Here is a 19,742-nt window from a genome sequence, read left to right as displayed (position 1 = left end):
CTCCTTGAAAAGTCGGTCTCGGCTCAGGCCGATGCCAGCACCAGCTGCAGGTATCGGGTAAGCATAGCGAGCATCTGCCCATCGGCTTGCGCGTTCGCATCCTTGAGCAGGCCCTGATATTCCATCTGCTCGATAATCGCCGTCAACATCTGGGCGTCCTGTTCCGGTTGCCGCGAACCCACCACCTGCAGCAATTGCCGGGTGCCGTGCAGCAAAATCTGCTCATGGGCACACACCAGCTCGGCCAGACGCGGGCACAGCAACGCCTCCTGGCGAAAGGCCTGCTCGGCCATCAGGAAGTCGCGGCGGTTCAGCAGTTGCCGCTGGACGTAGTCGGCGGTCATGCGCGCCACTTCGTCAGCCAACCGCGCCCGAGACTGCTGGCTGCCATCGCCCTGGGCCAGCAACTGGCGCAACACCACCTCGGTGTTGGCCCACAACTTGGCCATGTAGGCAGCGCTGCGCTCGACGTATTGGGCGAAGGTATCGGTGAGCAGGTCCTCGATGTCCTTGAAGTAGTAGGTGGTGGCCGACAAGGGCACACCGGCCTCGGCGGCCACCGCACGGTGGCGCACGCCGCGCACGCCATCACGCACGACAATGCGCATGGCGGCGTCGAGAATCAGCTGGCGACGCTGCTCGCTGCCTTGGCGGGCAGTCTTGCGGCCTTGGTATTGCACGCTTTCGGCGACGGCGGTGGCGATGCCGGCGGCGCCTTGGTCAGGCATGGCGGGTGTCACAGGGAATACCTCATGGGCAGTGTTTCATCAGTGCCGGCCTCTTCGCGGGCACGCCCGCTCCCACAGGCCCCCCGCAACCATCAGGTCCTGCGCAAGACCTGTGGGAGCGGGCATGCCCGCGAAGAGGCCAGTACAAACAACATAAAGATTCAGGCAAGAAAAAGCCGCCTCGAAAGGCGGCTCGTTCAAATCACTCAGGCCTGCGGACGCATGTGCGGGAACAGGATCACGTCGCGGATCGACGGCGAGTTGGTCAGCAGCATCACCAGGCGGTCGATGCCGATGCCCTCACCGGCGGTCGGCGGCATGCCGTACTCCAGCGCACGCACGAAGTCGGCGTCGTAGTGCATGGCTTCGTCGTCACCGGCGTCCTTCTCGGCCACCTGGGCCAGGAAGCGCTCGGCCTGGTCCTCGGCATCGTTGAGCTCGGAGTAGGCGTTGGCGATTTCGCGGCCACCGATGAACAGCTCGAAGCGGTCGGTTACAGCCGGGTTGTCGTCGTTGCGACGGGCCAGCGGCGACACTTCGAACGGGTACTCGGTAATGAAGTGCGGCTGCTCCAGCTTGTGCTCGACCAGCTCTTCGAAAATCATCACCTGCAGCTTGCCCAGGCCTTCGTGGCCCAGCACCTTGGCACCGGCCTTCTTGGCGATGTCGCGGGCGCGGTCGACGTCCTGCAGGTCGGCAGCGGTCAGCTCGGGGTTGTACTTGAGGATCGAGTCGAACACCGACAGGCGCACGAACGGCTCGCCAAAGTGGAATACCTTGTCGCCGTACGGCACGTCGGTGGAGCCCAGTACCAGTTGCGCCAGCTCGCGGAACAGTTCCTCGGTGAGGTCCATGTTGTCGCGATAGTCGGCATAAGCCTGGTAGAACTCAAGCATGGTGAATTCAGGGTTGTGACGGGTCGAAACGCCTTCGTTACGGAAGTTGCGGTTGATCTCGAAGACCTTTTCGAAGCCACCGACCACCAGGCGCTTGAGGTACAGCTCCGGCGCGATACGCAGGAACATGGCCATGTCCAGGGCGTTGTGGTGGGTTTCGAACGGCTTGGCGGCGGCACCGCCCGGAATGGTCTGCAGCATCGGCGTTTCGACTTCGAGGAAGTCACGCTCGATGAGGAACTTGCGGATGTGCGAGATCACCTGCGAACGCACACGGAAGGTGTGGCGGGTTTCTTCGTTGACCATCAGGTCGACGTAACGCTGGCGGTAGCGCTGCTCGGTGTCGGTCAGACCGTGGTGCTTGTCGGGCAGCGGGCGCAGCGACTTGGTCAGCAGGCGCACGTTGGTCATTTCGACGTACAGGTCACCCTTGCCGGAACGGGCCAGGGTGCCTTCGGCGCTGATGATGTCGCCCAGGTCCCAGGTCTTGACCGCAGCCAGGGTTTCTTCCGGCAGGGTCTTGCGGTTGACGTAGACCTGAATGCGGCCGGTCATGTCCTGGATAACCATGAACGAGCCACGGTTGAGCATGATACGGCCGGCAACCTTGACCGGGATCGCGGCTGCTTCCAGCTCTTCCTTGGTCTTGTCCGCGTACTGTTTCTGCAGGTCGTTGCAGTAGCTGTCGCGACGGAAGTCGTTGGGGAAGGCGTTGCCCTTGGCGCGCTCGGCGGCAAGTTTTTCCTTGCGCAGGGCGATCAGGGCGTTTTCTTCCTGTTGCAGGTCTTGCGATTCGGTCTTGAGGTCGCTCATGTCGTCATTGTTTCCATCAGGTATTCGTTGCCCTATTCGGGCAGGGCTCGCGATACCGGCGGGTAGCCAGGTATCGCGGCAGTGGAGTGCGGCTTACAGCCCTTGCTTGAGGCTTGCTTCCAGATACTGGTCGAGGTCGCCGTCCAGCACTTTCTGGCAGTCGCTGCGCTCTACGCCTGTGCGCAGGTCTTTGATGCGCGAGTCATCCAGCACGTAGGAGCGAATCTGGTGGCCCCAGCCGATGTCCGACTTGCTGTCTTCCAGCGCCTGCGAGGCGGCGTTGCGTTTCTGCATTTCCAGCTCGTACAACTTGGCCCGCAGCATTTTCATGGCGGTGTCCTTGTTGGCGTGCTGGGAACGTTCGTTCTGGCAAGCCACCACGGTGTTGGTCGGCACGTGGGTGATACGCACTGCCGAGTCAGTGGTGTTCACGTGCTGGCCACCGGCACCGGAGGAGCGGTAGGTGTCGATGCGCAGGTCGGACGGGTTGATCTCGATCTCGACCTTGTCGTCGATCTCGGGCGACACGAACACTGCCGAGAACGACGTGTGGCGACGGGCACCGGAGTCGAACGGGCTCTTGCGCACCAGGCGGTGCACGCCGATTTCGGTACGCAGCCAGCCGAAGGCGTACTCGCCCTTGATGTGCACGGTGGCACCCTTGATGCCGGCCACTTCACCTTCGGAAAGCTCGATGATGGTGGCGTCGAAGCCGCGCTTGTCGGCCCAGCGCAGGTACATGCGCAGCAGGATGTTGGCCCAGTCCTGCGCCTCGGTACCGCCGGAGCCGGCCTGGATGTCCAGGTAGGCGTTGTTCATGTCCATCTCGCCGCTGAACATGCGACGGAACTCAAGCTGGGCCAGGTTTTCTTCCAGGCCTTCCAGCTCGGTCACGACGTCGCCGACGGCGCCTTCGTCATTTTCCTCGACGGCCATGTCGAGCAGGTCCTGGCAATCACCCAGACCGTTGGACAGCTTGTCCAGGGTCTCGACCACCTGCGCCAGCATGGCACGCTCGCGGCCCAGCGCCTGGGCGTACTCGGGCTTGTTCCAGACGTTGGGGTCTTCCAGCTCGCGGTTGACTTCGATCAGGCGGTCATGCTTGTGATCGTAGTCAAAGATACCCCCGAATTGACTGGGAACGCTCGGTGAGGTCCTTGATGGTGTTCAGGATCGGTTGGATTTCCATGGGCTGGCTACTCGCACGAATTCGGTGAAAAGCCTGCGAGTATAACCGAGTCCGCAGCGTGGCGGCAGACCCGTCGGGCGACCATCTGGCTGTAATCGGCCCGTAGGAGCAGCCTTGGGCTGCGAAAGGGCCAGTACGGGCGAAAGGTATCTTTTACCCCTCCCGGCCTCTTCGCAGCACAAGGCTGCTCCTACAAGTACGGTGCAGGCTTGGTCAGGCGATACCCACCTGGTTGCGCCCGCCGTTCTTGGCTTGGTACAGGCCTTTGTCAGCCGCCGAGATCAACTGCCGGCAGTGGCTGCCGATGGTCGGGGTCTGGGTGGCCAGGCCGATGCTTACGGTCAAGTACGAGTCGGCCACCGGTGCGGTATGCGGGACACCCAGGCCCAGCACGGTCTGGCGCAGCTTTTCGGCCACCAAGCGCGCCCCGCCTGGTGAGGTGTTGGGCAATACCAGGGCGAACTCTTCGCCGCCATAGCGCGCCGGCAGGTCGGTCGGCCGCGAGCACGAGCCACGAATGGCTTCGGCCACCTGACGCAAAGCCTCGTCGCCGGCCAGGTGGCCAAAGCTGTCGTTGTAGGCCTTGAAGTAGTCCACGTCGATCATCAGCAACGACAGCTGCTGCTGCTCACGCATTGCCCGGCGCCATTCCAGCTCCAGGTACTCGTCGAAGTGGCGGCGATTGGACAGCCCAGTCAGGCCATCGGAGTTCATCAGCCGCTGCAGCATCAGGTTGGAATCCAGCAGTTGCTGCTGGCTGACCCGCAACGCACGGTAGGCTTCGTCGCGCTGCAGCAAGGTCAGGTAGGAGCGCGAGTGATAGCGGATACGCGCCACCAGCTCGATGGTGTCGGGCAGCTTGACCAGGTAATCGTTGGCCCCGGCGGCAAACGCCGCACTTTTCACCAACGGGTCTTCCTTGGTCGACAGGACGATGATCGGGATGTCCTGGGTCGCCGGGTTGTTGCGGTATTCGCGCACCAGGGTCAAGCCGTCCAGGCCAGGCATGATCAGGTCCTGGAGAATTACCGTGGGCTTGATGCGCATGGCCTGGGCCACCGCCTGGTGCGGGTCGGCACAGAAGTGGAAGTCGATGTTGTCTTCATTGGCCAGACCACGCCGCACCGCTTCGCCGATCATTGCCTGATCGTCGACCAACAACACCATCGCCGAGTTCTCGTTGGTGGTCGCGAAACCTTCGATCGGTAAGTCATTCATACCTGTTCACCCGATCACTACCGGCCTGGCGGCGTGATTCAATACAGTTCGTCATTTTGCGAAAAATTCCGTCAAGCGCCCGGCTATGCGTTCCAGCGGGCGAATTTCCACTGCGGCATCGATGGCCGCGGCAGCTTTGGGCATGCCGTACACCGCGCTGCTGCCCTGGTCCTGGGCAATGGTCAGAAAGCCCTGTTGCCGCATCAGCTTCAGGCCTTGGGCACCGTCGCGCCCCATGCCGGTGAGCAGCACGCCCACGGCATCACCATTCCAGTAACGGGCCACGCTCTCGAAGAACACATCGATCGAGGGCCGATAGATTTCGTTGACAGGCTCGGCAGTGTAGGCCAGTTGGCCATTCTGTAGCAGGCGAATGTGGTGGTTGGTACCGGCCAACAACACCTGCCCCGGCTGCGGCGGTTCGCCTTCACGGGCCAGGCGCACCGGCAGGCCCGCCGCGCTGCTAAGCCATTCGGCCATGCCTGCGGCAAACACCTGATCCACATGCTGGACCAGCACGATGGCCGCCGGAAACGCTGCCGGCAAGCCCTTGAGCAGCACTTCGAGCGCCGCCGGGCCGCCCGCCGACGAGCCGATCGCCACCAGCCCACGACGCTGCGAGGCCTCACGCAGCGGTGCGGCCACCGGCCTTGTGGCGGGGGCGCGCTGCTGACCGACCAGCCAGCCGATATTGAGAATTTTGCGCAACAGGGGCGCCGCCGCTTCGCGGGCATCGCCAGCGCCCAGCGCCGGGGTGTCGACCACGTCAAGGGCGCCATGGCCCATGGCCTCGAACACCCGGTGCACGTTCTGCTTGCGGTCGACCGTGACGATGACGATGGCACACGGGGTCTCGGCCATGATCCGGCGGGTTGCCTCGACACCGTCCATCACCGGCATGATCAGGTCCATGAGGATCAGGTCGGGCAGTTGCTCGGTGCAGCGCTGCACCGCCTCGGCACCGTTGCTGGCCACCCACACCACCTGGTGTGCGGGCTCCAGGGCGACCGCACGGCGTAGCGCTTCGACGGCCATGGGCATGTCATTGACGATGGCGATCTTCATCCCTGAGCACCTCCGATCAGCTCCACCACAGCGTCCAGCAACGCATCGTCGTGGAAGCTGGCCTTTGCCAAATAGTAGTCGGCGCCAGCATCCAGACCACGCCGTCGGTCTTCCTCACGGTCTTTATAGGACACCACCATCACCGGCAGCGACTGCAGGCGCTGGTCGCGGCGCACCAGGGTCACCAGTTCGATGCCGTCCATGCGCGGCATGTCGATGTCGGTGATCAGCAGGTCGAAGTCCTCGCCACGCAGGGCGTTCCAACCGTCCATGCCATCCACCGCCACTGCCACATCGTAGCCGCGGTTGCCCAGCAGCTTGCGCTGCAGCTCACGCACGGTCAGCGAATCGTCGACCACCAGGATGCGTTTTCGGACCACGCCACGGGCACCGCTGCTGCCGCGCTCGACACGCTCCAGGCTGCCGGTGCTGAGCAGTTTCTCCAGCGACCGCAGCAAGTCTTCGACATCGACGATCAGTACCACCGAGCCATCATCGAGCAAGGCGCCGGAGGAAATGTCCTGCACCTTGCCCAGCCTTGGGTCGAGTGGCATCACCACCAGCACGCGTTCGCCCACCAGCCGCTCCACGGCCACGCCGTACAGCTGCTCGCGCTCGCGGATCACCACCACGCGCAGGCTGGCCTCGTCGCTTTGCCCGGCCGGGCGGTTGAGCAACTGGCTGGCCGCCACCAAGCCAATATGCCGGCCTTCGTGCCAGAAGTGCTGGCGCCCTTCGATCTGCACGATCTGCTCGGCGGTCACTTCCAGCGTGCGTTCGATGTGGGCCAGTGGGAAGGCGTAAGCCTCACCGCCCACTTCGACCACCAGGCTGCGTACCACCGACAGGGTCAGCGGTACCTGCAGATGGAAGCGACAACCCTGCCCCGCCACCTGGGTCAGCTCGATCGAGCCACGCAGCTCGCGGATCATGTGTTGCACCGCATCCAGCCCCACGCCACGCCCGGACACTTCGGTGACCTTGTCGCGCAGGCTGAAACCGGGCAGGAACAAGAACGTCAGCAGCTCGGCCTCGCTCATCCGTGCCACCGTGTCGGCCGGCGACAGGGCGCGCTCGACGATGCTGCTGCGCAAGCGCTCCAGATCGATACCGGCACCATCATCGATCAGTTCCAGGCTGAGCATGCCCGCCTGGTGCGAAGCCCGCAGGCGGATCACTCCCTCGTCAGGCTTGGCCGCCAGCAGCCGTCGCTCGGGCAGTTCGATGCCGTGGTCGACAGCATTGCGCAACAGGTGGGTCAGCGGTGCTTCGAGTTTTTCCAGCACATCGCGGTCGACCTGGGTCTTCTCCCCTTCCACCACCAGCCGCACCGGTTTGCCCAGCGAGCGGCCAAGGTCGCGGACCATGCGGCTTTGCCCGGTCAACACATCGGCAAACGGCCGCATGCGGCAGGCAAGCGCCGTGTCGTACAGCAATTGCGCACGCTGGCTGGCCTGCCAGCCGAACTCGTCCAGATCTGCCGCCTGTTGCTGCAGGATCTGCTGGGTTTCCGCCAGCAAGCGCTGGGTTTGCGCCAGGGCTTCGAGCACCTCGCTGCTCTGGCCAACGTCCTCCAGTTGCATACGCAAGCCGTCGAGCGCCTGCATGCCTTGGCCATGCATGCGTTTGAGGCGCTGCAGGGTCGCCAGGTAAGGCTTGAGCCGCTGGGTTTCCACCAGCGACTTGCTGGACAGGTCGAGCAGGCTATTGAGGCGGTCGGCGGTAACACGCAGTACCCGCTCGGCACCTTCGCCAGCGCGCTTGCCAGCCTTGCGCCGTAGGGCGGGTTCAGGTTCAGGCTCGGGTTCAGGCTCCAGCGGTTCGGCTGGCAACACCAACGGCGCGGGCGGCAAGCTTGCCATCGGCGGCTGCTCAGGTACGGGTGCCGCCAGCGGCTGCGCTGGCAGGGTAGCGCCTGGGTCGAGCAGGCTGGCCATTTGCGCCAGAAACACCGGCAGGGTCGCCTGCGCCCCGCCATCGCCTGGTGTGGCGATGCGCATCAGCAGGTCGGTACCCTGCAGCAGCGCGTCGATATGCTCGGCGCTCAACCGCAGGCGGCCTTCCTGAGCCGCCACCAGGCAATCTTCCATGACGTGGGCGACGCTCACGCCAGCATCCACCCCGACGATGCGCGCAGCCCCCTTGAGCGAGTGAGCGGCGCGCATGCACGCCTCAAGCTGGTCGGCCTGGGTGGGGTTGCGTTCCAATGCCATCAGGCCGGCGCTGAGCACCTGGGTCTGCGCCTCGGCCTCCAGGCTGAACAGTTCGAGCAACGATGCGTCGCGCATTTGCTCTGGGGTCATGACAGGCTCCGCTGCACGGCAGACAGTAAGTGTTGATCGTCCAGCACCCGCACGCTGCGGCCGCGCCACTGCAGGACTGCGGCGGTGAAGCGGGTGGCGTCCTGGCCGCTGCCCAGCAGCAGTGGGTCGAGCCGGTGAATACCGTCGATTTCCTCGACGGCCATCACCACCGGCCCTCCTTCGGCGGCCAAAATCAGCATGCGTGGCATCGCCCGCGTGCTACGTTGCTCGGCGCTACCGGCCTGCACACCCAGCAAGTCAGCCAGTGACAGGCACGGTACCAACGCACCGCGCACATTGGCGACACCCTGCAGCAGCCGCGAGCGTTGGTGTGGCAGTGAATGCACCGCCTGCAACGGGGCGATCTCGGCCAGGCAGGCGGTAGCCAGCGCCAGCCACTCTTCGCCCAGGCGGAACAGCAGCATGGAGCAGCCGGTGTTGTCCTCTACCGGCTGCACCGCTGCAGCCGGGTGGTCCTGCATCAGCGCATAGCGGTCGAGCAAGCGCGTGGCCGCAGCGGCATACACCTCGCAATTACGGCAATGGACATGCCGCTCCAGCAGCGGGCACTGCTTGTCGCCGTGCACGCCAATACGGTTCCAGCAGTCGTCGATGTGCGCGTCATCGTCGGCCAGCAACTGCATCGTGGATTCATGGTTCATCGATCAGACTCCCGGCCAGCCCGCGCCGCCCGTTCCTGCAGGCGCCGGGCACCGGCCAGGTCGCCCTGGGCCGCCAGCAAGGCCGCCAGGTGCACCAGCGCCTCGGGGTGTTGAGGCTCCAGGTACAAGGCCTTGCGATAGTGGGTCAACGCCTGCTGCGCATCGCCTTCGGTATCACTGAGCAGTCCCAGCCAGTAGTACACCTGCGCCGACGGTGCGTATTGGCCCAGGTAGCGCTGGCATTCGCCACGGGCCTGCTCGCTGGCACCGGCATTGGCCAGGCGGGCAATGCTGGCCAGCAACTCGCTGGCGCCCTCCTGTTTGTGCTCGCGTGCAGGCGCCGGCCTGGCCGCCACCGGCAGCACACGCAGCGGGCGCGGCAATGGCGCGCTGGGTGGCGGATAACCCGGCGTGGGCAAGGTCGTCAAGGTACGCTTCACAGGTTGGGCGGGAGCCGCTGCCAGCGGCGCGCTGTCGCCCTCCTGGCGCACATAGGCAAACGACTGGGCGATCCCCAGCGGGCGCATGCCCATGCGCGCCAGCAAGCTGCCCTCGGCCGGGCCGATGAACAGCACGCCCTGGGTATGCAACAGGCGCTTGAGCACTTCGAACACGCGCTGTTGCGTCGGCACGTCGAAATAGATCAACAGATTGCGACAGAACACGAAGTCATACAGGCCATCGCGGCTGGTCAAGGCCGGGTCTAGCACGTTGCCCACCTGCAGGCTGACCTGCTGGCGTACCCGCTCATGCACGCGGTGGCCTTCGTCGAGGGCTTCGAAATAGCGCTCACGAAAACCCAGTTCGCGGCCACGGAAGGCATTGCGCCCATACACGGCCTGCCCGGCCTTGGCTACCGAACTGGGGCTGATGTCCATGCCATCGATCAGAAAGGCCCCCGGCGCGATGCCGGCGTCAAGCAAGGCCATGGCCAGCGAATAGGGTTCCTCGCCGGTCGAGCACGGCAGGCTGAGCAAGCGCAGAGGGCGCGCGCCAGCCAACTGGGCCAGGCGTTTATGGGCCAGGCTGGCCAACGCGGTGAAGGATTCGGGGTAACGGAAAAACCAGGTTTCCGGGACGATCACCGCTTCGATCAGCGCCTGTTGCTCATCCGCCGACTGCTGCAGGCGCAGCCAGTAATCGTCCAGGTCCATCGCGCCGGCCGCCACGCAACGCTGGCGCAGCGCACGTTCGACCATGGGCGCGCCAACCGAGTCTACATCCAGGCCAATACGCTCGCGCAAGAATCGGAAGAAACGCTGTTCGTTCATGTAGGCATCCCTGTCGGGTCTTGCGGGTACAGCAATTCGTGCACGGCGTCGGGCAGCAGGTCACTGACTTCGATGCGTTGCAGCAGGCCCTGGGCATCCTGGCGCACCGGGCCCAGGTAAGGCGCTTCGCCGGTGTCCACCCCATAAGGCTGGAACTCATCGGGCTGGCAACGCAGGGTTTCGGTGGCTTGCTCCAGGATCAGGCCAAGTTGCAGGCTGCCACGGTAGTGCACCAGCACCAGGCGGGTGCTGGTGCGTTGCGCCGCTGGCTGGCCAAAGCTCAACGCGGCAAGGTCGATCACCGGCACCAGTTGGCCACGATGGGCGAGGATACCGGCGACCCAGGCGGGTGCCTGGGCGATCGGTTTGAGCGGCTGACGCGGCAGCACCTCGATCACCTCGTGCACACTCAAGGCAAAACGCTGCGCCCTGATGCGAAACTGCAGGTACAACGCCCCCTTGGCGTTATCCGCCTGCGCGGCGGGTTGCAAGTCGTTCATCGCGGTCAGACTTTGAAGCGCGACACGCCGCCACGCAGGCCGGCGGCCACCTGGCTCAGCTCATCGATGGCAAAACTGGCCTGGCGCAGCGACTCGACGGTCTGAGTGCTGGCATCGCTGAGCTGGGCCAGCGCCTGGTTGATCTGCTCGGCACCGGTGGCCTGAGCCTGCATGCCTTCGTTGACCATCAGCACACGTGGCGCCAGGGCCTGCACCTGGTGAATGATCTGGCTGAGCTGCTCGCCCACTTGTTGCACTTCGAACATGCCGCGGCGCACTTCTTCGGAAAACTTGTCCATGCCCATGACCCCGGCCGACACGGCCGACTGGATCTCGCGCACCATCTGCTCGATGTCGTAGGTGGCCACGGCGGTCTGGTCGGCCAGGCGGCGCACTTCGGTGGCAACCACGGCGAAGCCACGGCCATATTCGCCGGCTTTTTCCGCTTCGATGGCGGCGTTGAGCGACAGCAGGTTGGTCTGGTCGGCAACCTTGACGATGGTGACCACCATCTGGGTGATGTTGCTGGCTTTTTCGTTGAGGATACCGAGCTTGGCATTGACCAGGTCGGCGGCGCCCATCACCTGGTGCATGGTCTCTTCCATACGCGCCAGGCCTTGCTGACCGGAGCCTGCCAGGCTGGAAGCCTGGTCGGCGGCTGTCGTCACTTCGGTCATGGTGCGCACCAGGTCACGGGAAGTGGCGGCGATTTCTCGCGAGGTGGCGCCGATTTCGGTGGTGGTGGCGGCCGTTTCGGTGGCGGTGGCCTGCTGTTGCTTGGACGTGGCGGCAATTTCGGTGACCGAAGTGGTCACCTGCACCGACGAGCGCTGCGCCTGGGCCACCAGGTTGGCCAGTGCTTCGGCCATTTCGTTGAAGCCGCTTTCGATGGCACCGAACTCATCCTTGCGGTCCAGGCTCAGGCGCATGCTCAAGTCGCCCGAGCGCAGCTTGTCGAGGGCATGCACGATACGTTGCATGGGCGCGGTGATGGCACGCATCAACAGCAGGCCGCAGATGCCGGCAGCGACGATTGCCAGCAGCAGCGAAACCACCATGCTGCCCTTGGCCGTGCTGACGGCGCTGACGATCTCGTTGGTGGCGGCGTCGGCAGAAGCCCGGTTGTTCTCGATCACTTCATTCAGGTGCTTGCGCCCATCCACCCAGGCCGGGGTCAGCACCTCGACGATCAGCCGTTCGGCTTCGGCGTAGTTGTGCTGGCGGTAGGTATCCAGCACCTGGCTGACGATCTTGAGGTAGTTTTCTTCGAGCTGCACGAAGCTGTCGAAGCGGGTCTGGTCGTCCTTGTCCTGAATGGTGGCCTGGTAGCTGGCCATGTGTTGCTTGAGCCGGTCCTCGAAGCTTTTGAACAGCTCCATGTCGGCTGAAGTGATTTCACGGTGGTTGGACAGGCCCACCAGTTGCTGGCTGGTGACGTAGCTGTCGACCCAGGCACTGCGGATCATCGAGCTGTAGTAGACCCCGGGAATGCTGTCGGTCCCAACCGCCTCTTCGGCGGTTTCGATGGTCACCAACCGCGAGTAGGCGGCCACGATCATCAGCAGCATGATGGCGATGATCACGGCGAAACTTGCCAGGATCCGTTGGCGCAAGGTCCAGTTTTTCACATTCAGCCCTCAGGAATTCACAACGAGCGGGAAAATCGCCGAAGTATAGCCCAGAGGCCTTACAGATTTGATGTGTTTGCCATTAGGAATTTGGTGCCTGTTACACCGAGCGCCGCCCGCGCGGCGCATCGCGAGCGAAGCTCGCTCCTACATTTGTTTCGGGCCAGTATCACCTGTGCCCGCGCGCGCGACCGCCTGGTTTGTTCGACGCGATATCGAGTCATGCGCCAAGGCGTTCGCGCGCAAATCCCACAGGCATAAATGGCCCGAGACAAATGTAGGAGCGAGCTTCGCTCGCGATGCGCCGCGCGGGCGGCGCTCGATCTGATAAGCGCTTACTGTCTTATGACAGGCCCTACAACTGCCCAGCGGCTACCCGCACCTGGCTCTCCAGTTCCTGGCGCAAGCCTGGGTCCAGGCGTAGCTGGCGGGCCAGTTCATCCAGGTAGGCACGCTCCATGAAGTTTTCCTGGTCGACCATCATCACGCTGGCCAGGTACATCTCGGCGGCCATCTCCGGCGTTTGCGCGGCGCGGGCCACTTCGGCCGGGTCCAGCGGCTTGTTCAGTTCGGCATGCAGCCAATGCTGCAATTGGCGGTCGCTGTCCAGGCGGGTGAACTCTCCCTCGATCAGCGCCCGCTCGCGCTCGTCGATATGGCCATCGGGCTTGGCCGCCGCCACCAGTGCCCGCAGCACCGCCTGGCTGTGCTGCTCGGCCTGGGCTGGCGGCAGGCGGTCGACGGTTTGCGGCTCGGCTGCAGCCATCCGCTGGTTGGCCTGCCAGTTGCCGTAGGCCTTGTAAGCCAACACACCCAGCGCGGCCAGGCCACCGTACGTCAGGGCCTTGCCGCCGTACTTACGGGCCTTCTTGCTGCCCAGCAATACGCCCAGAGCGCCCCCTCCCAACAGGCCACCACCTGCGCCGGACAACAAACCGCCAAGCCCACTGGAAGCGCCGCCAGGCTTGTTGCCACCGCCCTGTTTTTCGAGCAGTTGCTGGCCGGATTTCAGGAGTTGATCAAGCAAGCCCCGGGTATTCATTCGCATGACTCCACGCAAGAAGATTCATGCGCCAGAGTAAGGCTTGGTGCAGCACTCGCCATGCAGGGATTTGCTTCCAGATGTTGCGTTAGCTGGCAAAAAGCCAACTAGACTCGATATCGCCAATACCTCGCACCCGCGCACTACGCTTATAACGATTGCTTCACTGCTTGCTTGATGACTGCCCCGAACAAGATCGCCAAGAAGAGGGAACACCATGTCAGTGCACAAGACCGCATTGCTCGGCGCCATGACTGGCGCCGTGCTGGCCAGCGCCAGCCTGCAGGCCGCCGAACCGCCCAAGGCCCTGGGGGCCGGCGAGGGGCGCCTGGACATCGTCGCCTGGCCGGGCTACATCGAGCGCGGTGAAAGCGACAAAGCCTATGACTGGGTGACCGGTTTCGAAAAGGAAACCGGCTGCAAGGTCAGCGTGAAAACCGCCGCGACCTCGGACGAGATGGTCAGCCTGATGACCAAGGGCGGCTATGACCTGGTGACCGCTTCGGGCGATGCCTCGCTGCGGCTGATCGTCGGCAAGCGCGTGCAGCCAATCAACACGGCTTTGATCCCCAACTGGAAAAACATCGACCCGCGCCTGCAGAACGGTGGCTGGTACGTGGTCGACAAGCAGGTATACGGCACCCCCTACCAGTGGGGGCCGAACGTACTGCTGTACAACACCAATACCTTCAAACAGGCGCCGACCAGCTGGAGCGTGGTGTTCCAGCCGCAGGACCTGCCCGACGGCAAGCCGAACAAAGGGCGCGTGCAGGCCTATGACGGGCCGATCTACATCGCCGACGCTGCGCTGTACCTGAAGTCGGCCAAGCCGGAGCTGGGCATCAAGGACCCCTACGAGCTGAACGAGGCGCAATACAAGGCCGTACTGGAGCTGCTGCGCCAGCAGCAACCGCTGATCCACCGCTACTGGCATGACGCCACGGTACAGATGAGCGATGTGAAGAACGAAGGTGTGGTTGCCTCCAGCTCCTGGGGCTACATGGTCAATGGCCTGAAGGCCGAGAACCAGCCGGTGGCCTCGACCATTCCCAAGGAGGGCGCAACCGGCTGGGCCGACACCACCATGCTGCATGCCGAGGCCAAGCACCCCAACTGCGCCTACAAGTGGATGGACTGGTCGCTGCAGCCGAAGGTGCAGGGCGACGTGGCAGCCTGGTTCGGCTCGTTGCCGGCGGTGCCGGCGGCGTGCACCGGCAGCGAACTGCTGGGCGCCGAGGGTTGCAAGACCAACGGCTTCGACAATTTCGACAAGATCGCATTTTGGAAAACCCCACAGGCTCAAGGGGGCAAGTTCGTGCCGTATAGCCGCTGGACCCAGGACTACATTGCGATCATGGGTGGGCGCTGAGGTTGCCTGAATGCCTGATCCGGCCTCTTCGCGGGCACGCCCGCTCCCACAACAGGCGGTGATCAACCTGTGGGAGCGGGCACGCCCGCGAAGAGGCCAGTAAAGGAGAAACATTGATGCCCGGAGCCCACGCATGCCCCTAGCCGTCCAGTTCACCCAGGTTTCCCGCACCTTCGGCGAGGTCAAGGCCGTCGACCAGGTCAGCATCGACATCATCGATGGCGAGTTCTTTTCCATGCTCGGCCCATCGGGCTCGGGCAAGACCACTTGCCTGCGCCTGATCGCCGGTTTCGAACAACCCTCCAGTGGTTCGATCCGCATCCACGGAATAGAGGCGGCCGGCATGCCGCCCTACCAACGTGACGTCAACACGGTTTTTCAGGACTACGCCCTGTTCCCGCACATGAATGTGCTGGACAACATCGCCTATGGCCTGAAGGTAAAAGGCGTGGCCAAGGCCGAGCGCCACAGCCGCGCCGAAGAGGCCCTGGCCATGGTGGCCCTGGCCGGCTACGGCGCGCGCAAGCCGGCGCAGCTGTCTGGCGGCCAGCGCCAGCGCGTGGCCCTGGCCCGGGCGCTGGTCAACCGGCCTCGGGTATTGCTGCTGGACGAGCCGCTGGGCGCGCTGGACCTGAAATTGCGCGAACAGATGCAAGGCGAGCTGAAAAAGCTGCAACGCCAGCTTGGCATCACCTTCATCTTCGTCACCCACGACCAGACCGAAGCGCTGTCGATGTCCGACCGGGTCGCCGTGTTCAACCGCGGCCGTATCGAACAGGTCGACACCCCGCGCAATCTGTACATGAAACCCGCCACCACCTTCGTCGCCGAATTCGTCGGCACCTCCAACGTGGTGCGTGGCGAGCTGGCCATGCAGCTCAACGGCAGCCCGGCGCCGTTCTCCATCCGCCCCGAGCACATCCGCCTGGGCGACCTTGTGGTCACCAGCCACGAAGTGCAGGTAAGCGGCCTGCTGCGCGATATCCAGTACCAGGGCAGCGCCACCCGCTACGAGCTGCAGTTGGACAACGGCCAACTGCTGGCCGTCAGCCAGGCCAACGACCGCTGGCAGACACAGGCGCAGGCCTGGCAGCCTGGGCAACGGCTGCAGGCGCACTGGCCCCGCGAAGCGATGACGGTGCTGCAGGAAACCGAGGGCCGCTGACATGAGCACACTGCGCGGCCTGTCCAACCTGCTGTACCGGCGCCCCAACCTGTACCTGGCATTGCTGTTGATCCCACCGCTGACCTGGTTCGGTGCGATTTACCTGGGTTCGCTGTTGAACCTGCTGTGGCAGGGTTTCTATACCTTCGACGACTTCACCATGGCGGTCACCCCGGACCTGACCTTGGGTAACTTCGCCGCGTTGTTCAACCCGTCGAACTTCGACATCATCCTGCGCACCCTGGGCATGGCGGTGGCCGTATCGCTGGCCAGCGCGGTGCTGGCCTTCCCCATCGCCTACTACATGGCGGGCTACACCAGCGGCAAGACCAAGGCGTTTTTCTACATCGCGGTGATGATGCCGATGTGGGCCAGCTACATCGTCAAGACCTACGCCTGGACCCTGCTGTTGGCCAAGGGCGGCGTGGCCCAGTGGTTCGTCCAACTGTTGCACCTGGATGCCCTGTTGCAGGCGGTGCTGGCCGTGCCGGGCGTGGGCGGCAGCACGTTGTCGACTTCGCACCTGGGGCGCTTTCTGGTGTTCGTGTACATCTGGCTGCCGTTCATGATCCTACCGATCCAGGCCTCGCTGGAGCGCTTGCCACCGTCGTTGCTGCAGGCTTCGGCGGACCTCGGCGCACGGCCAGGGCAAACCTTCGTGCAGGTGATCCTGCCGCTGTCGATCCCCGGCATCGCCGCCGGCTCGATCTTCACCTTTTCGCTCACCCTGGGCGATTTCATCGTGCCGCAGCTGGTCGGCCCACCCGGCTACTTCATCGGCAGCATGGTCTATGCCCAGCAAGGGGCGATCGGCAACATGCCGATGGCCGCCGCGTTCACCTTGGTGCCCATCGTGCTGATCGCGGTGTACCTGTCCATCGTCAAGCGCCTGGGGGCCTTCGATGCACTCTGAAAAAGCGTCTGCGGGGCTGCGCCTGGCGGCCTGGGGCGGGTTGCTGTTCCTGCACTTCCCGATCCTGATCATCCTCCTGTACGCCTTCAACACCGAAGACGCGGCGTTCAGCTTCCCACCCAAGGGTTTTACCCTGAAGTGGATCGGTGTGGCCTTCGCCCGGCCTGATGTGCTCGAAGCGATCAAGCTGTCGCTGCAGGTGGCCTGCCTCGCCACGCTGATCGCCCTGGTACTTGGCACACTGGCTTCGGCGGCGCTGTACCGGCGCAGCTTTTTCGGCAAGGAGAGCATTTCGCTGATGCTGATCCTGCCCATCGCCCTACCCGGCATCATCACCGGTATCGCCCTGCTCTCAGCGTTCAAGACCTTGGGGATAGAGCCTGGAGTGTTCACCATCGTGGTTGGCCATGCCACGTTCTGCGTGGTGATCGTCTACAACAATGTGATTGCCCGCCTGCGGCGTACTTCGCAGAGCCTGATCGAAGCCTCGATGGACCTGGGTGCCGACGGCTGGCAGACCTTCCGCTACATCATCCTGCCCAACCTCGGCTCGGCGCTGCTGGCGGGCGGCATGCTGGCCTTTGCCTTGTCGTTCGACGAAATCATCGTCACCACCTTTACCGCCGGCCACGAGCGCACGCTGCCGATCTGGCTGCTCAACCAGCTCAGCCGCCCGCGTGACGTACCGGTGACCAACGTGGTCGCCATGCTGGTGATGCTGGTGACCATGCTGCCGATTCTTGGCGCCTATTACCTGACCCGGGGCGGCGAAAGCGTCGCGGGCAGTGGCAAATGACCCTGGAGGAGCCCCCGATGCAAACGCAGATGCTGATCAATGGCCAACTGGTCGCTGGCCAAGGCCCAGCCTGGACCGTGCTCAACCCGGCGCTGGGCAGCGCCCTGGCGCAGATCAACGAAGCCACCGAGGCCCAGGTGGACAGCGCCGTGCGCGCTGCCGACCAGGCTTTCGACAGCTGGTCGCAAACCAGCCCCAAGGACCGCTCGCAAGCCTTGCTGGCGCTGGCCGATGCCATCGAAGCCCATGGCGATGAGCTGGCCCGGCTGGAATCGCAGAACTGCGGCAAGCCGCTGAGTGCCGCACTGAATGACGAAATCCCGGCGATTGCCGATGTGTTCCGTTACTTCGCCGGTGCGGCGCGCTGCCTGGGCGGTTCGGCAGCGGGTGAATACCTGCCAGGCCACACCTCGATGATCCGCCGCGACCCGCTGGGCGTGGTGGCCTCGATTGCCCCGTGGAACTACCCATTGATGATGCTGGCCTGGAAGATTGCCCCGGCCCTGGCCGCTGGCAACACCGTGGTAATCAAGCCCTCCGAGCTGACCCCGCTAACCGCATTGCGCCTGGGCGAACTGGCCCAGGACCTATTGCCACCAGGCGTGCTGAACATCCTTTTCGGTCGCGGCCAGACGGTTGGCAACCCGCTGGTCAACCACCCCAAGGTGCGCATGGTGTCGCTGACCGGCTCGATCCCTACTGGCGCGCACATCATCAGCGCCACTGCCGACAGTGTGAAACGCATGCACATGGAACTGGGTGGCAAGGCCCCGGTGCTGGTGTTCGACGATGCCGACATCGACGCTGCCATCGATGGCATCCGCACGTTCGGCTTCTACAACGCCGGCCAGGACTGCACCGCAGCCTGCCGCCTGTATGTGCAGGACGGTATCTACGAACGCTTCGTCGAACGCCTGGGTGAAGCCGTCGCCAGCCTCAAGCCCGGCCTGCAGGAGGCCGAGGACACTGAGCTGGGGCCGCTGATCAGTGCCCAGCACCGTGACAAGGTCGCAGGCTTGGTGCAGCGAGCCATCGCCCAGCCGCACATTCGGCTGGTAACCGGTGGCAAGGCGATCGATGGAGAGGGCTTCTTCTTCGAGCCAACCGTGCTGGCGGATGCCCTGCAGGACGACGAGATCGTGCGCAACGAAGTGTTTGGCCCGGTAGTGTCGATCACCCGTTTTACCGACGAAGCGCAGGCGCTGGAATGGGCCAACGATTCCAACTACGGCCTGGCCTCATCGGTATGGACCCGCGACACCGGCCGCGCCCACCGCCTGGCGGCGCGCCTGCAGTACGGCTGCACCTGGGTGAACACCCATTTCATGCTGGTCAGCGAAATGCCCCACGGCGGGCAGAAGCACTCGGGGTACGGCAAGGACATGTCGATGTATGGGCTGGAAGACTACACCTGTGTGCGGCATGTGATGATCAAGCACTAAGCGATTGTGTTGACCGAGGGGCTTTGCGTTCCCTCGGTCACCATCTCAGATATTTCCTTCAAACTCGATCCACTCCCTCCTACAGTTCATCCATTGAGCCACTGCTGCTGGTATCATAATCTGATACCATGAACAATCATCAGCAAGCCACACTTGATGCAGTACTGAAAAAGCCGGTTCCCAGGACGCTGGAATGGGCGCGACTGGAGTCACTGTTGGTATCAGTGGGTGCCCGGGTGATCGAAGGTAGAGGCTCACGGGTTCGCTTTGAACTTAATGGAGCAGTGGCAACCTTCCATCGCCCTCATCCTGATAGGCACGCCAAGCCCTACCAACTGCGAGACGCCCGCCAGTTCCTCGAGCAGGCAGGAGTAATACCATGAATGTCATGACTTACCGCGGCTATGCCGCTCGTATCGAATACAGCGACGAAGACCAGTTGCTGATCGGCCACGTCGCAGGTATTCGCGATGTGATCGGTTTCCATGGCGAATCGATCAGTGAGTTGCGCCAGGCATTCGAAGAGGCCGTGGACGACTATCTTGAGACATGTGAACGCCTCGGGCGGGAACCGCAGAAAACATACTCCGGCAAACTCAGCCTGCGCCTTGAGCCCACGCTTCACGCCAGCGTGGCGGCCAAGGCGGAACTGGCAGAGAAGAGCATCAACCAATGGGTGAGCGATATTCTCAGCAAGGCTGCCTACAACTGATTGGAGCGACCATTACGGCCGCTCCTACAA

The 19,742-nt window shown here is 63.7% G+C and carries 18 protein-coding genes; 7 read left to right on the top strand and 11 right to left on the bottom strand.

The genetic code is table 11. The annotated features are described in order from the left end of the window. Positions 1–23: 23 nt before the first annotated feature. From ACNFBR_RS04195 to ACNFBR_RS04145, 11 genes are all read right to left on the bottom strand, one after another. Positions 24–728, bottom strand: coding sequence for a TetR/AcrR family transcriptional regulator (locus ACNFBR_RS04195; protein WP_416733791.1), 705 nt, complete (start codon positions 726–728; stop codon positions 24–26). Between the two features lie 206 nt (positions 729–934). Further along, positions 935–2,437, bottom strand: coding sequence for a lysine--tRNA ligase (gene lysS / locus ACNFBR_RS04190; RefSeq protein ID WP_012270790.1), 1,503 nt, complete (start codon positions 2,435–2,437; stop codon positions 935–937). A 93-nt stretch (positions 2,438–2,530) separates the two neighbouring features. Beyond that, positions 2,531–3,626 (bottom strand): peptide chain release factor 2 gene (gene prfB, locus ACNFBR_RS04185; RefSeq protein WP_110678858.1). Its coding sequence is split into 2 segments (ribosomal slippage): positions 2,531–3,553 and positions 3,555–3,626, totalling 1,095 coding nucleotides; the frame shifts between segments, so codons are not numbered across the junction. A 213-nt stretch (positions 3,627–3,839) separates the two neighbouring features. Then, positions 3,840–4,844: a Wsp signal transduction system regulator diguanylate cyclase WspR gene (wspR, locus tag ACNFBR_RS04180; RefSeq protein ID WP_416733790.1), complete on the bottom strand. Its 1,005-nt coding sequence runs from the start codon at positions 4,842–4,844 to the stop codon at positions 3,840–3,842. A 51-nt stretch (positions 4,845–4,895) separates the two neighbouring features. Then, positions 4,896–5,909 carry a Wsp signal transduction system protein-glutamate methylesterase WspF gene (gene wspF / locus ACNFBR_RS04175; RefSeq protein WP_416733789.1) on the bottom strand — a complete coding sequence of 338 codons (1,014 nt, stop codon included), beginning with the start codon at positions 5,907–5,909 and terminating at the stop codon, positions 4,896–4,898. After that, positions 5,906–8,212 (bottom strand): hybrid sensor histidine kinase/response regulator, encoded by a 2,307-nt coding sequence (locus tag ACNFBR_RS04170; protein ID WP_416733788.1) that lies wholly within the window; start codon positions 8,210–8,212, stop codon positions 5,906–5,908. The genes wspF and ACNFBR_RS04170 overlap by 4 nt, the downstream gene beginning before the upstream one ends. After that, positions 8,209–8,874 carry a chemotaxis protein CheW gene (locus tag ACNFBR_RS04165; protein WP_416733787.1) on the bottom strand — a complete coding sequence of 222 codons (666 nt, stop codon included), beginning with the start codon at positions 8,872–8,874 and terminating at the stop codon, positions 8,209–8,211. Before ACNFBR_RS04165 ends, ACNFBR_RS04170 begins: the two co-directional genes overlap by 4 nt. Further along, entirely contained in the window at positions 8,871–10,145 is a 1,275-nt protein-coding gene (locus ACNFBR_RS04160) for a CheR family methyltransferase (RefSeq protein WP_416733786.1), read from the bottom strand. The genes ACNFBR_RS04165 and ACNFBR_RS04160 overlap by 4 nt, the downstream gene beginning before the upstream one ends. Further along, the gene (locus ACNFBR_RS04155; RefSeq protein WP_416733785.1) at positions 10,142–10,645 is read right to left on the bottom strand and encodes a chemotaxis protein CheW; all 504 of its coding nucleotides are present in this window, start codon (positions 10,643–10,645) and stop codon (positions 10,142–10,144) included. The genes ACNFBR_RS04160 and ACNFBR_RS04155 overlap by 4 nt, the downstream gene beginning before the upstream one ends. A 5-nt stretch (positions 10,646–10,650) precedes the next feature. Beyond that, a complete protein-coding gene (locus tag ACNFBR_RS04150) occupies positions 10,651–12,273 on the bottom strand; it encodes a methyl-accepting chemotaxis protein (RefSeq protein WP_416733784.1) in 1,623 nt (540 codons plus the stop codon). Positions 12,274–12,628: 355 nt separating this feature from the next. Continuing rightward, the gene (locus ACNFBR_RS04145) at positions 12,629–13,315 is read right to left on the bottom strand and encodes a tellurite resistance TerB family protein (RefSeq protein WP_416733783.1); all 687 of its coding nucleotides are present in this window, start codon (positions 13,313–13,315) and stop codon (positions 12,629–12,631) included. 217 nt (positions 13,316–13,532) lie between these two features. Here ACNFBR_RS04145 and ydcS point away from each other — a divergent pair, with 217 nt between their 5' ends. The 7 genes from ydcS (at position 13,533) to ACNFBR_RS04110 (ending at position 19,712) form a co-directional block, all read left to right on the top strand. Beyond that, a complete protein-coding gene (gene ydcS / locus ACNFBR_RS04140; RefSeq protein ID WP_416733782.1) occupies positions 13,533–14,684 on the top strand; it encodes a putative ABC transporter substrate-binding protein YdcS in 1,152 nt (383 codons plus the stop codon). Between the two features lie 133 nt (positions 14,685–14,817). Then, positions 14,818–15,849 (top strand): ABC transporter ATP-binding protein, encoded by a 1,032-nt coding sequence (locus ACNFBR_RS04135; RefSeq protein WP_416733781.1) that lies wholly within the window; start codon positions 14,818–14,820, stop codon positions 15,847–15,849. A 1-nt stretch (position 15,850) separates the two neighbouring features. Beyond that, positions 15,851–16,762 (top strand): ABC transporter permease, encoded by a 912-nt coding sequence (locus tag ACNFBR_RS04130; protein ID WP_416733780.1) that lies wholly within the window; start codon positions 15,851–15,853, stop codon positions 16,760–16,762. After that, on the top strand, positions 16,752–17,558 hold the full coding sequence (locus ACNFBR_RS04125) for an ABC transporter permease (protein ID WP_416733779.1): 807 nt from the start codon (positions 16,752–16,754) through the stop codon (positions 17,556–17,558). The genes ACNFBR_RS04130 and ACNFBR_RS04125 overlap by 11 nt, the downstream gene beginning before the upstream one ends. Before the next feature lie 17 nt (positions 17,559–17,575). Next, entirely contained in the window at positions 17,576–19,000 is a 1,425-nt protein-coding gene (locus tag ACNFBR_RS04120; RefSeq protein ID WP_416733778.1) for a gamma-aminobutyraldehyde dehydrogenase, read from the top strand. Between the two features lie 128 nt (positions 19,001–19,128). Then, positions 19,129–19,383, top strand: a complete 255-nt coding sequence (locus tag ACNFBR_RS04115; protein WP_416733777.1) for a type II toxin-antitoxin system HicA family toxin — start codon at positions 19,129–19,131, stop codon at positions 19,381–19,383. Beyond that, complete coding sequence (locus tag ACNFBR_RS04110) at positions 19,380–19,712, top strand: type II toxin-antitoxin system HicB family antitoxin (protein WP_043203391.1); 333 nt, start codon at positions 19,380–19,382, stop codon at positions 19,710–19,712. The genes ACNFBR_RS04115 and ACNFBR_RS04110 overlap by 4 nt, the downstream gene beginning before the upstream one ends. Positions 19,713–19,742: the final 30 nt, after the last annotated feature.

The organism is Pseudomonas sp. NY11955 (genome assembly GCF_048068035.1).
GTDB lineage: Bacteria > Pseudomonadota > Gammaproteobacteria > Pseudomonadales > Pseudomonadaceae > Aquipseudomonas.
Note: the sequence above shows the minus strand (reverse complement) of the source record. Positions and strands in the feature narration are given on the sequence as shown.